We start from the raw sequence: 14305 nt of genomic DNA, 5'->3' as shown, positions 1-14305 counted from the left end.
ATTCTTAATGTCTTATTTTAAGCTACATCAAATTTATAACCCACGCCTTTAACTGTAGTTACATAATTTTCACCAATTTTTTCTCTTAGCTTTCTGATATGCACATCAATTGTTCTATTCGTTACAACCACTGAATCTTCCCAGATACTTTTCAAAATTTGTTCTCTCGTAAAAACTTTATTAGGTTTAGAAGCTAGTAAGTACATCAATTCAAATTCCTTTTTTGCTAATACAATTTTTTGTTCACCGCGATACACCAAAAAAGAATCTCGATCAATCACCAAATCCATAATTTCTAATTTATCTTGAGATCTCGCAGCTTCTTCAGAAGCATTTCTTCGTAGAATAGCATTGATTCGGCTCATTAAAGCACGAGGTTTAATCGGCTTTGCGATATAGTCATCTGCTCCAACATGAAAACCCGCAATTTCAGAATATTCTTCACTTCTAGCTGTTAAAAACACCATAAACGTATTTTTAAACTCGGGCATAGCACGCATAACTCGGCAAGCTTCAATTCCATCCATCTTAGGCATCATCACATCCAAGATAATTAAATCTGGATTGATATCTTTTGCTACATTGATCGCTTCATAACCATTAGATGCAGTTGATACTTGATATCCTTCACGCTTTAAATTAAATGCGATTAAATCTAGAATATCTTGTTCATCATCAACTACCAATATTTTTTGCTTTGCAATGCTCATCTTCTTTTTTTTGATAAATTTATGAACAAAATGACAACAAGACATTAATGCAATGTTATTAAATTGTTAAGTAACACATAGCAAGTTAATATATAATTAGCGCTATTTTAAAGTTTTCTTTAAAAATTCTTCTAATTCTTGTCCTCTTAAGTTTTTAGCGACAATTAAACCTTTGGGATCTACGATATACGAGGTCGGTATTCCTGTAATGCGATATAACCCAACAACAGATGATCCCCATGCTTTCAAATCCGATGCATTGGTCCACTGTAATTGATCATCTGTAATAGCACGCATCCAAGGACCTGGATTATCATCCAACGAGACACCAAATACGTCAAATCCTTTTGCTTTATAGGTATGATATAATCTGACTACATTGGGGTTTTCTTGACGACAAGGTGTACACCAGGATGCCCAGAAATCGAGTAACACATATTTTCCTCTAAAATCAGATAATTTAACAGATTTATTATTTGGTGTAAATGATTCAAAATCTGGAGCAGGTTGACCAACAGCCAATCTTTTCAGTTTATTTGTTTCTTCTTTAAATTGCGTGACATATCCATTATCCAAGAATTTATCCTTAATCTGATCAGCATATCGAATGATTTCTGATTCTGCAATTTCTGGATCTAATGTACTTATCGCATAAAAACCAGCGATATCGTCATGTTGATTAGCAAAATCTACTGCTGCCTTAGTATAGTATTTAAGCTGTTCTGTAAATTTCTGTTTATACTCACTTCTCAAAATTTCAATCTCATCCGCATCGGCAGCCAATGTTTTTTTTCCAAATTCGGCTTGTAATGAATCACGAACAAAATCACGTCGATTTCTCATTTTTGAAAAGCTTTGAATAGTTGATGATAAATTGGAACCTTCAATTTGATAATTGTTAACATCCTTTTGAAGATCAGCTTTGAACGTAATTTCTTCTCCTGGAGATGCAATTAAATCATATCGATTTTTACCGACACGAAGCGATAATAAACGTGCTTGACTAGTTGGTCTTTTAAATTGAAAAGCATTGTTGTCTCCAAAAAAAATAGAATCCAACTTTCGATCTCCTTCATAAAGTGATATCACTTTAACATTTCCTGTGTTTTCAATTTGACCAGAAATTGTAAATTCATCTTTGTTTTTACATCCTATCAGAAATAACAAACAACTTACAACTAGCAATACATATCTCATCTCTATATTCCTTTTATTTTACAAATTCTATTGCGCGTTCAATGGCAGTTTTCAATCCAGCACTATTTTTACCACCTGCAGTTGCAAAGAATGGCTGTCCTCCTCCTCCTCCTTGGATGTCTTTAGCCAAATCTCGAATGATATTGCCTGCATTCAATCCTGTTGATTTAGCTAATTCATCAGAGATAATAACAGTTAAACTTGGTTTTCCGTCAAAATCAGCACCTAGCACTAAAAACAAATTACTCACAGCGCCCTTCAATGCATATGCTAATGTTTTAACAGCTTCGGCATTTGGCAAATCGACTATAGTTGCTAAGAAATTAATAGCACCTACTTGTTGAAGTTTACCTTCCAAATCAGATTTTAACGCTAATGATTTCGCTGTAATTGCTTTTTCAATTTCCTTTCTCAAAGCACCATTTTCTTCCACAATCTTACCCATTGCAGCAACAAAATCTTTCGGATTGTTCAATAATTCTTTGATTTGATGCACCAATTCAAAATGTTCACGAATAACAGCGGCTGACCTCGTTCCAGTAATTGCTTCAATACGACGAACACCTGCAGCGACAGCAGATTCGGAAGTGATTTTAAAGAATCCAATCTGTCCTGTAGCTTTTACATGAGTACCCCCACAAAGCTCTTTGGAGAATTGATCATCAAATGTAATTACACGGACATAATCACCATATTTTTCACCAAATAATGCCGTGACACCAGAATCCAAAGCTTGTTGATAAGGAATGTTTCGTTCTTCTTTTAATAAAATATTCTCACGAATTTTTGTATTGACGATATCTTCGACTTGTTTGATTTCATCATCCGTTACTTTTGCAAAATGAGAAATATCAAAACGCAATATATCAGCATTCACTAAGGAACCTTTTTGATTCACATGATCACCCAATACTTGTTTTAACGCTGCATGTAATAAGTGTGTAGCCGAGTGATTATTTTCTGTATCTATTCGCTTCGCTTGATCGACTTGAGCAACAAAAATGCCGCCTAAACTTTGTGGTAATTGATCAATAAAATGAACAAATAAACCATTTTCCTTTTTGGTATCGGTAATGCGTATCTTTTCTCTACCATCCGCCGAAATCAACACCCCGGAGTCTCCTACCTGTCCACCTCCTTCTGCGTAAAAAGGTGTCATCGCTAACACCAATTGATATTGATCTTTACCTTTAGCTGAAACTTTACGATATTTCACAATTTCTGTTTGCGCAGTTAACGTATCGTAACCGACAAATTCAAAACCGTCATCTTCATTGACAACAATCCAATCTCCAGTATCAATAGCAGTTGCTGCACGTGAACGTTCTTTTTGAATGTGTAGAGCTTTAGTGAAACCATTCATATCTACAGAAAGTCCTTTTTCTCGTGCTAATAACTCTGTTAAATCAATTGGAAAGCCATAAGTATCATACAGCTCAAAAGCAAAGTCACCGTCAATAGTTGTATTCACTTCGGCGTAGTTTTCGAAACGTTGTACACCCGTTACTAAAGTTCTCAAAAAGGAAACCTCTTCTTCTAAAATTACTTTTTGAACAAAACTTTCTTGCGCTTTCAATTCATTAAAAACACCATCAAACTGATCCGCCAGTAAAGGCACTAATTCGTTAATAAAAGGAGTTTTGAAATTCAAGAAGGTATACGCATACCGAACAGCACGACGCAAAATACGGCGGATGACATAGCCCGCTTTGTTATTGGAAGGTAATTGCCCGTCTGCTATTGCGAAACTGATTGCACGAATATGATCGGCAACAACGCGCATCGCTATATCTGTTTTTTCATCCGCTCCATAGGCAATTCCTGCTTTTTGAGAGATAAACTGAATCGTTGGTTGAAAAACGTCGGTATCATAATTGGACGTTTTTCCTTGAATAGAACGTACTAAACGTTCAAATCCCATACCTGTATCCACATGTTTCGCTGGTAAAGGTTGTAATGAGCCATCTTTCAGACGATTGAACTGCATGAATACCAAATTCCAAACTTCGATCACTTGCGGATGATCCGCATTCACTAGTGATTGTCCAGAAACTGCATTGCGTTCTTCAGGAGTACGCATATCATAATGGATCTCAGAGCATGGACCACATGGCCCTGTCTCTCCCATTTCCCAGAAATTATCTTTCTTATTTCCTAATAGGATACGATCCTCTGCAATCAAGGCCTTCCAAAAATCATAAGCCTCTGTATCACGAGCTAGTCCTTCTGTATCATCTCCTTCAAAAATCGTTACATAAAGTCGATCTTTATCCAATTTATAAATTTCGGTAAACAATTCCCAAGCCCATTGAATCGCTTCCTTCTTAAAATAATCACCAAAACTCCAGTTACCTAGCATTTCAAATAGCGTATGGTGGTAAGTATCAATCCCTACCTCCTCTAAATCATTATGCTTTCCAGAAACTCTTAAACAACGTTGTGTATCTGCAACTCGTGGAAACTTAATGGCGGCTTCTCCCAAAAACAAATCTTTAAATTGATTCATTCCCGCGTTTGTAAACATCAATGTGGGATCATTTTTCACCACAACTGGCGCAGATGGTACGATTTGGTGTCCTTTACTTTTGAAAAAATCCAAAAAAGCCTGACGAATTTCTTTACTTGTCATTGAAAATCTAAATGTCTAATATGATGTTGCAAACTTACTTAAATTTGGGTCGTTATGCAATTGCGTCAATTAGTTTTCGTTATTAATAATGTACTCAGAATGTCATGAATTGAAATAGGTTTTGCGTATTTCAATAAATACTCCAACTTTATGCCTATATAATTATGCAGACACAATTTGATAAAAAGCATGTTTAAGATCAATTATTTCATTAACTTAAACACGTACTCAACTGGAAAGAAAATGTATCTTTGTATAAAGAATTTCAGTTCAATCATAGCGAATGAACAATCCGAAAAACATAAAGAAGATCATTTACTTAATTTATCTTTAAAAACTAATTGTTAAACAACATGAGCCATAAAATTTTAGTCCCAATTGATTTTTCAATTAATGCTAACACTGCTATTCAATTTGCAATTGATGTAGCTGAGAAAAGAGGTTACTCGATTCATTTGTATCATAATTATACCGTTGCTTCAAGCAGTTTTGATAATGAAAAAGATGAAATTCCGGAAGAGGGTTTCAAGGCTGATGTCCTGATGTCAGATCTAATGGATCAACTAAAAACGAACCATCCTGCAGTTCTATTTACTTCAACCTGTGAAAGAGGTATTATTACGGAATCATTACTGAAAGTGACAAAAAACTCAGACTATCTGGCGATTGTTATCGGTACAAAAGGAAAAACAGATGATACAAGTGTTATCATGGGAAGTACAGCATATGCAGTCAGTCAAAAAAGTAGTATTCCAGTTATCGCTATCCCTTTTAACTACAAGACAAAAGATATTAAAAAAATAGGGCTTCTATCTAATTTCAAATATGAGGAGTTAGACACCTTAAATGAATATATTAAAATATTTGGAACAGATGTTCAAGTTAAAATTATTCATGTTCATTATCATAAAGAATCGGAAGATGATATCGAAAATAAATTAGAAATTTGGAAGTACCAAATTAAGAAACACACACAAATTACGAAAGTGGATATAGAAGTGGATTCTATAAAAACTGATATTGAAGAATTAGACACCATTCCCGAAGTAATTAATGATATTATAAAAGAAGAGGCAATCGATGTTGTTTTAATAACCAAAACAAGAAGATCTTTTTTTGAAAGACTATTTAAAAAATCGGTGTCAAAACAAATTATTCACCACCCTATTATTCCTACATTTTTTTCTAAAGCTTAACTATTATGGGCAAAATATTAGTACCGATCGACTTTTCTGAAAATGCAACCGTTGCAACACATTATGCAGCTGAAATTGCTATTGAAAATCAAGATGAACTTGTTCTTCTACATGTATACACAGCACACATCAACAAATATGCAAATGTGATCATCCAAGGTGAAAAATTAGTAGATCCGACAATCAAAGAATCAGAAGAAAAATTAAACGCTGTTGTTGAAACGATAAAAACACAATTTCCTGACTTGATCGTCAGTCAATTATTTGACGAAGGTGTTCTTTCAGAAGTCTTGACAAGAGAAACAGTGAAGAATAAATACAAGGTGGTGGTAATGGGAACAAAAGGATCATCAGGTATTGAATCTGTTTTAATAGGAAGCAATACCTATGATGTAATTCGAGATTCTCAAACGCCAATTTTAGCTATTCCGGTGAATGCGAAAGTATATAACAAAGATAATATCGCTTTATTAACAAATTTTAAACCCGGTGAATTAGAGGTTTTGAAACAAGCCATGCCTATTTTTGGAAAAAAATTCCATTTGTTACTGATACATATCAATAAAGCAGAAGAAGATATTAAAGTCCTCAACAATAAATTGGAGGAGTGGATTGAAAAGATTATTGCTGATACTGGTATTGACGATATTTCATATACAGTAAAAAATAGAAGTTATTTTGCAAATTCAGCAGAAAACATTGCCAATGGTATACAAACTATAATTAGAGATGAAGATATTAATATTATTCTCATCACTAAAAGCCGTAAAACATTTTTTCAAAACCTATTTTCTGAAAATATTGTTAAAGAAATGGCTATGGGTATTGTCATTCCAAATTTCTTTGGCAGAACTGACGCTAAAGGATAAATTCCTAAACAGACTACACCGAAACGAGGAAATGTTAGTTTTATTATACATGCTTTTATTTGAGAATAATAATCATCTCATAATTGCGCCTAATAGACTACAACGCATTAAACATGTAGCTTATTACCTACACAAATACGATAATCAGTTATAAATTTATGCTAAAAAACAATATTGGCAACATTATTGCCAACACCACAATAAGTTTTAAAAACAACTTTAAATTAAAATCAAATTTAGATAAACATGAAGATTAATTTTAAAAAAACTGGTTTACTTGTCACTGCAGGATTGTTAACATCCGCTTCATTCGCACAAAATGCAAAAGTTGGCTCTATTGAGGGTACTACTCCCCTTGGATCATCTTCTCAATATAGAACTTGGTCCATTGGTATAGGTGCAGGTCTTTTAAATCAATCTAATATTTTTGGTTTCAACCGTAAAGGTTACGATGATTTAGATCATAACTTAGGATACTCTGCATACATTAAGAAACAAATATCTCCTTCTTTCGGATTTAAGGCTTCTTATTTAGGTGGTAAAGTTGGTGGTGCTTATAAAGATGGTAGTGCTAGTTACGAAACAAAAACACCATGGTCTGCAGCTTTATCTGGAGAGTGGACAATGGCGAATTCAAACTGGAGATTTTTCAATAGCTTCATCAAGCCTTATTTCTCAGTAGGTTTAGGAGTATTGAATTTCGAACCAACAGTAACCACTGGTACAACTGCTACTACACAAGAATCTCAGTCAAAATTATTCGTTCCTGCTGATTTCGGATTTAAATTTGCAATTGCTAAAGGTATCAACTTGGATTTAGGTTACCAATTGAACTGGGCTAATCAAGATTTTGATGGTGCTAATACAGGTACGTACAAAAACGATTTATTCTCATATGCACATGCTGGTTTAGAATTTGCTTTAGGAAATTCTTCAAAACCTGCATTAAACAATTCAAATCCAGTAGCTACATTAGTGAACGATTATAACGGTAAATATGATGAGTTAAAAGCACAACGTGATGCGTTAGAGGCTTCTAACAAAGCATTGCAATCAAAAGTTGAAGCGTTAAATGCTGATTTACAAGATGATGATGGTGATGGTGTTGCGAATAAATTTGACAAATGTCCTGGTACACCTGCTGGATCTGTAGTTGATGGTGCTGGATGTCCTATCAAAGTTAAAAACGAAACTAAAGTTATCGAAAAAGTAATGGTAACAGAAGCTGACAGAAAAACTGTTGATGAAGCTATCAAAAACTTAGAATTCGAAACTAGCAAATCAGTTATTCGTCCTAGTTCTTACGGTTCATTGGATAAAGTAGCAGCGTTGTTAATTGACAAAAACTTCAGCTTAAAATTAGCTGGACATACCGATAACACAGGTTCTCAACAATTAAACTTAAGATTATCCAAAGAGCGCGCTGAAGCAGTGAAAGCTTATTTAGTATCTAAGGGAGCTAATGCTTCTCGTATAGAAGCTACTGGTTACGGACCGAACCAACCTATTGCATCAAACAAAACTGCAGAAGGTCGTCAACAAAACCGTCGTGTAGAATTCACATTATATTAGTAGATAATATCATATAAATAAAAAACGGGATACTCTTTTGAGTATCCCGTTTTTTATTTATCCTTGAATTTATTTTTATCTTTCGAAAAAATACTACTACTGCATTACCTTGAAAGAAGCGGAAAAATAATCTTTTTAACAACTTCGCGTTAAAACTTAGGAGTCGATATCTACTTATTTGTCATTCAAAAAACACATTATATCAAATACTTAGGTTAAAAATTAGTTTGGTAAATATTATTTACTTACCTTTGCATCGCCTTAGGCAATAGAGCCTATTGTATAAATTAATTCATGAACCCATTTTTAGAACTGGGAATCCGTGAGGAAATTGTTAATGCCATCTCAGAATTAGGTTTTGAAAAACCTTCTGAAATTCAGGAAAAAGCCATTCCTGTTTTATTGACTGGTAACGACGATTTTGTCGGATTAGCCCAAACCGGCACAGGTAAGACAGCAGCATTTGGTCTTCCATTATTACAGCAATTAGACTTTTCTCAGAAACATCCTCAAGCGTTGGTATTATGTCCAACACGTGAGCTTTGTTTGCAAATCTCGAAAGATATAGAAAGATATGCTAAAAACCTCGACAACGCACATGTTGTTGCTGTTTATGGAGGTGCAAATATTAGTGACCAACTACGTCAAATCAGACGTGGCGTGCAAATTGTAGTAGCGACCCCAGGTCGTATGTTAGATATCATTGGCCGTAATGCGATTGATTTCTCTCAAGTAAAATATGTTGTGTTAGATGAAGCAGATGAAATGCTTAACATGGGCTTCAAAGAAGACATCAACAACATTTTGTCAGAAACTCCTGACACTAAAAAAACATGGTTATTCTCAGCGACCATGCCTACAGAAGTTCGTCGTATCGCCAAAAACTATATGACTGATCCTGTAGAAATGACTGTAGGAACAAAAAATACAGGTAATGCAAATATTGAGCATCAATATTATTTGATTAGAGCTAAAGACAAATATGCTGCTTTCAAACGTATTGTAGATTCAAACCCTGATATCTTTGGTATCGTATTTTGTCGTACAAAAATTGAAACGCAAGAAATTGCAGAATCTTTAATTAAAGATGGTTACAATGCAGATTCACTACACGGAGATTTATCTCAACAACAACGTGATAAAGTGATGAAACGTTACCGTGACCGTAGTTTACAATTATTAATTGCTACTGACGTTGCGGCGCGTGGTATTGATGTAAACGACGTAACTCACGTGATTAACTTCTCTTTACCTGATGAAATTGAAAACTATACGCACCGTTCAGGCCGTACAGCCCGCGCAGGTAAAACTGGTATTTCAATCTCGTTGATCAACATTAAAGAACAAAGTAAAATTCGTCAACTTGAAAAAGTTATCGGAAAACAATTTGAACGTAAACAAGTTCCTCAAGGATCTGATGTTGTTGAAAAACAATTATTAACGATCATCAATAAAGTTCAGAATGTAGAAGTTAATGAGGATCAAATCAATCAATTCTTACCAGCTATTATGGAAGGTTTTGAATCGTTATCGAAAGAGGATATCGTAAAAAGGTTTGCTTCATTAGAATTCAATAGATTCTTAGATTATTACAAAGGGGCTCATGATTTAAATATCGAAGCACGTGATATCAGCAGCAATGGCCGCGAACGTGGCGAAAGAGGCGAGCGTGGTGAAAGAGGAGAACGTGGTAGTTCAAAAGGATACACACGTTTATTCATGAACTTAGGTTCTGTAGATGAATTCAGTCGTGGAGACATGTTGGGATTTATTTGTAACAACGCTAAAATTTCTGGAAAATCAATTGGTAAAATTGATTTAAAGGGAGTATTTACTTTCTTCGAAGTAGAAGATGCTGAAGTAAGTAAAGTATTCGAAGGATTCAAAGAAGTTGATTTCAACGGACGTAATGTTCGTATCGAAGTTTCTGGAGATGGAAAAAGTGAAAACCGTGGCGGTGGAAACAGAAGTCGCAGTGGTGGTGGTGAACGCAGAAGCTTTGGTGGTGGTGAAAGACGTGAAGGTGGATACCGTGGTGGAGATCGCAGAAACAGCGGTGGTGGTGAAAGACGTGAGGGTGGATTCCGTGGTGGAGATCGCAGAGAAGGTAACGGTGGTGGTTTTAGAGACTTTTCTGGAAAAAGAAAAGAATCTAAAAGCAAATACTAATTCTTTTTAGAATATAAGATAAAGGGGCTATTTTCAAAAATGGCCCCTTTTTTATGTCCTTTATTTTATCTTTCTTACACATTTCTTTCTATTTTAAATAATCCAACACGCTAATAATAGTAGAAGACTAGAACTTGATCCTATTTTTCTAAGGGGAATGAGTCCTGTAAAATGAACAAATATAGCATTGATAACCAGGGTAACGAAATTCCTAAAATATCCGGTTCACAGAGGTGGATAGGAAAAATGTAACATGAAATTCATGAATTAGAAGAACGTCTTCATGATAACACAGGAATCGGAATTACAGAACACAGAAAAAGGAGTAAAATTACTCCTTTCTATATTTATTAAAATAATTAGTTAATACTATTTGATACGTTGGCGTATCGCTTCATATAAAACGACAGCAGCGGAAACGGAGACGTTTAAAGAACCAATTTCTCCAAACATGGGAATTTTTGCTAAATGATCCGCAATACGAATTAAATCGTCAGAAACACCCACATCTTCAGCTCCCATAATAATACAAGTCGGGACTGTATAATCCACATCATAAATACTATCTTTTGTCTTTTCTGTACTTACAACCAATTGAATGCCCGATTCAATTAGAAATTTAGCAACTTTAGACAAGCTCTCATGACGACAAACAGGAATTTTATATAAGGCTCCTGCTGATGTTTTAATTGCGTCTGGATTGATCTCTGCGGAACCTTTTTTAGGAACAATAATCGCATGAACACCTGAACATTCTGCAGTACGTGCTATCGCACCAAGATTACGAACATCGGTAACACCATCCAATATTAAGAATAAGGGTACCTCCCCTTTTTCATATATTTCAGGAACAATATCTTCAATTTTTTGGTAAGTAATAGGAGAAATAATGGCAATAACACCTTGGTGATTTTTTCGTGTGATACGATTTAACTTTTCAATAGGTACTTGTTGAAACCCAATTTCATGTTCTTTTAAAAGTGCTTTCAATTCTAAAAATAAACTTCCTCCTAAACCTCTTTGCACAAATAATGATTCTATTTCTTTACCACTATCTATTGCTTCTATAACGGCACGAATACCGAAAACCATTTGATTAGTTTCTCTTCTATCAGGTGATCGATCGTGTCTTTGAAAATTTTGCATGCTTTGTATGAATTAAGATTTGGTTTTATTGTATTGCCTAATACCAATTTGAAAGGCAAAGATACGAAAAGAAAAGTGGCTTATTGCAAGAAAAGATAACGGATCCTTAGCTCAGTCCTAAATTTAAATCTTTTCGAAGTGTTTCCAAAAGTGGATTCTTTTGAACCATAGCTTGATATTTTTCTTGTGATGTATAAGGTTTACGCAGGACATCGTGTTCCATCACAATACCCGTTAAATCTAAGGAAAAATTGCGTAATGTTGGACGTAGATAGTTCAACAAATCAATTTTTGCCGTATTTAATACATCCATTTGAACCATATTCTCGACATCGACTTTTATTTGATTGCCATCTAATTTTGGCGTGACGGCAGTCATCAAGGTATATAAATTGATTTTATTTTCTTTCTTAATCTTAGCGGCTAAGATGTTCCAAACTTGAAGAAACTGTTCAAAAGATACCGTTTCTTCTTCTGCTCCTCTAATTAAACTAGGTCCATCATCATCAGCTTCTTCCGATTTAGAATCGAAGATAGCGTTCAGATCAGGCAATGCTGGTATGGAACTTTTTACTGCACCCCACCCTCCTTTTTTTACTTTTGGAGGCAAGTTTGCTGGTTCAGCTATTTTAGATTGTTCTTTTAAAGGAGTTGTATGTAGATTGGCGTGATTATTTTCTTCAGTAGGATTCTTCAGAACTGGTATAGAAGGGATAACAGCAGGAATCGCTGTCGCATCACTTTGTGCTATACTAGAGTGTTTTTTTTTTAATGCCTCCGCGGTATTTGGAATCTGAATAGAACCTAGCTGGCTCAACTTAATGGCACTAGACAAATGGCACATTTTTAATAATGCCAATTCTACTTGAAGTCGTTGGTTTTTACTTGTTTTATAATTGATCTCGCATTGATTTGAGATATTCAAGGCAGATAATAATAATCCTGTTGAAGCCTTTTGAGCTTGCTCCAGATACTGAGCACGAATACGTTCACTTACTTCCAATAATTTTAAAGTAGTAGATTCCTTCGCTACTAATAAGTTTCTTAGATGTGATGCCAATCCAGAAATAAAATGACTACCATCAAATCCATTATTCAAAATATCATTCAGAATCAATAAAGCTTGCGCTGGATTTTCTTCCAAGATAGCTTGTGTCAATTTGAAAAAATAGTCATAATCTAAAATATTCAAATTGTCAATAACCGCTTGATAAGTTACTTTTTTGTTTGAAAAACTAACGATTTGGTCAAACATCGAGAGTGCGTCTCGCAATCCACCATCAGCTTTTTGAGCAATGATATGAAGCCCATCTTGGTCATATTGGATATTTTCATTATTCGCAATATGACTCAAATGAGTGGCCATATCTTCTACCCGAATACGATTAAAATCAAATATCTGACAACGCGATAAAATCGTTGGTAAAATTTTATGTTTCTCCGTAGTTGCCAAAATAAAGATCGCATAGGTGGGTGGTTCTTCTAATGTTTTCAGAAAAGCATTGAAAGCTTGTTGAGAAAGCATATGCACCTCATCTATAATATAGATTTTATACTTACCAACTTGAGGGGGGATTCGAACTTGATCGATAAGACTACGAATATCATCGACTGAATTATTAGATGCGGCATCTAATTCGTGGATACTAAATGAATTGCCATTCTGAAAAGATTTGCAGCTATCACATTCACCACAAGCCTCACTTTGAGCAGAAATATGTTCACAATTTATTGTTTTTGCCAAGATACGAGCACAAGTTGTTTTACCAACACCTCTTGGTCCACAGAATAAAAATGCTTGTGCCAACTGATTGTTGTGAATCGCATTTTTTAGGGTACCCGTGATGTGTTGCTGACCAACAACCGATTCAAAGGTGATCGGACGATATTTACGGGCAGAAACAATAAAATTTTCCATTGTACGAAGATACGAATTTTGCGAGTGCACTGCAAAACAAAAAGGAGCAAATCTGATAATAGCGCTTATAAAAAAATAGCTCCATTAATATATGGAGCTACTCAGTTATAAAAAGAAATTTTAATTAATCTTGTTTTGGTTCTAAAACACGCCAAACAACTGCCGCTACTACTGCTCCTACAATAGGTGCTACAATAAACAACCACAATTGAGAAAGTGCTTGTCCTCCTGCTAATATAGCTGGACCAAAACTACGTGCTGGATTGACAGATGTTCCAGTGATAGGAATGGCAACTAAGTGAATCAATACTAAGGTAAGACCTATCGCTAATCCTGCCATAGTACCATTACCAACTTTAGAAGTAGTCGCTAGGATCACAAATAAGAAAAGAAATGTCAAAACTGCTTCTGTTAAAAAAGCTGCTGTAACACCATATTCATTCTGATACCCTTTACCCCATCCATTCGAACCATATGCCCACTCACCAGCAGTAAAGCCGGCTAATTGTCCTCCTAAAATTTGTTGCAAAACAAAAGCACCTAGTAATGCGCCTATAAATTGTGCAACGATATAAACAGCAGCATCTTTCGCAGAAATTTTTCCTGCAACTAATACACCAATAGTCACTGCAGGATTAATATGACAACCGCTAATTCCTCCAATTGCATAAGCAAAAACAACAACTGAGAGACCAAATGCAAGTGAGATACCTAACAAACCTAATCCTGAAAGACCGCCTAAAGTAGTTGCCCCGGCTACTGCAGCCGCTCCACAACCAAATAATACCAAACCAAATGTCCCAATTAGTTCGGCAACGAATTTTGTAGAAGTTTTTATTTCCATTTCAATGTTTATTAATATATCGCGAATAGCATCAAATATCTTGCCTCATTTAATT

Annotated in this window: 10 protein-coding genes; 4 read left to right on the top strand and 6 right to left on the bottom strand. The window is 35.0% G+C overall.

The genetic code is table 11. The annotated features are described in order from the left end of the window. Positions 1 to 17: 17 nt before the first annotated feature. From LZQ00_RS01820 to alaS, 3 genes are all read right to left on the bottom strand, one after another. Positions 18 to 710 (bottom strand): response regulator transcription factor, encoded by a 693-nt coding sequence (locus tag LZQ00_RS01820; RefSeq protein WP_234511422.1) that lies wholly within the window; start codon positions 708 to 710, stop codon positions 18 to 20. Between the two features lie 102 nt (positions 711 to 812). Then, positions 813 to 1907, bottom strand: a complete 1095-nt coding sequence (locus LZQ00_RS01815) for a TlpA disulfide reductase family protein (protein WP_234511421.1) — start codon at positions 1905 to 1907, stop codon at positions 813 to 815. Positions 1908 to 1920: 13 nt separating this feature from the next. Further along, positions 1921 to 4536, bottom strand: a complete 2616-nt coding sequence (alaS, locus tag LZQ00_RS01810; RefSeq protein WP_234511419.1) for an alanine--tRNA ligase — start codon at positions 4534 to 4536, stop codon at positions 1921 to 1923. A 353-nt stretch (positions 4537 to 4889) separates the two neighbouring features. Between alaS and LZQ00_RS01805 the strand changes: the two genes are divergently transcribed. The 4 genes from LZQ00_RS01805 (at position 4890) to LZQ00_RS01790 (ending at position 10342) form a co-directional block, all read left to right on the top strand. Continuing rightward, positions 4890 to 5732, top strand: a complete 843-nt coding sequence (locus LZQ00_RS01805) for a universal stress protein (RefSeq protein WP_234511417.1) — start codon at positions 4890 to 4892, stop codon at positions 5730 to 5732. 5 nt (positions 5733 to 5737) lie between these two features. After that, positions 5738 to 6601, top strand: coding sequence for a universal stress protein (locus LZQ00_RS01800; protein ID WP_234511415.1), 864 nt, complete (start codon positions 5738 to 5740; stop codon positions 6599 to 6601). A gap of 246 nt (positions 6602 to 6847) precedes the next feature. Continuing rightward, a complete protein-coding gene (locus LZQ00_RS01795; RefSeq protein WP_234511413.1) occupies positions 6848 to 8173 on the top strand; it encodes an OmpA family protein in 1326 nt (441 codons plus the stop codon). 294 nt (positions 8174 to 8467) lie between these two features. Continuing rightward, positions 8468 to 10342: a DEAD/DEAH box helicase gene (locus LZQ00_RS01790; protein ID WP_234511412.1), complete on the top strand. Its 1875-nt coding sequence runs from the start codon at positions 8468 to 8470 to the stop codon at positions 10340 to 10342. Positions 10343 to 10711: 369 nt separating this feature from the next. Here the strand turns inward: LZQ00_RS01790 and rlmB are convergent, their stop codons facing one another. The 3 genes from rlmB to LZQ00_RS01775 form a co-directional block, all read right to left on the bottom strand. Beyond that, positions 10712 to 11488 (bottom strand): 23S rRNA (guanosine(2251)-2'-O)-methyltransferase RlmB, encoded by a 777-nt coding sequence (gene rlmB / locus LZQ00_RS01785; RefSeq protein WP_234511410.1) that lies wholly within the window; start codon positions 11486 to 11488, stop codon positions 10712 to 10714. A 106-nt stretch (positions 11489 to 11594) separates the two neighbouring features. Further along, complete coding sequence (locus LZQ00_RS01780; protein WP_234511408.1) at positions 11595 to 13406, bottom strand: DNA polymerase III subunit gamma/tau; 1812 nt, start codon at positions 13404 to 13406, stop codon at positions 11595 to 11597. Positions 13407 to 13530: 124 nt separating this feature from the next. After that, positions 13531 to 14250, bottom strand: coding sequence for an MIP family channel protein (locus LZQ00_RS01775; protein WP_234511406.1), 720 nt, complete (start codon positions 14248 to 14250; stop codon positions 13531 to 13533). Between the last annotated feature and the right edge of the window lie 55 nt (positions 14251 to 14305).

This window comes from Sphingobacterium sp. SRCM116780 (genome assembly GCF_021442025.1).
Classification (GTDB): Bacteria; Bacteroidota; Bacteroidia; order Sphingobacteriales; family Sphingobacteriaceae; genus Sphingobacterium.
Note: the sequence above shows the minus strand (reverse complement) of the source record. Positions and strands in the feature narration are given on the sequence as shown.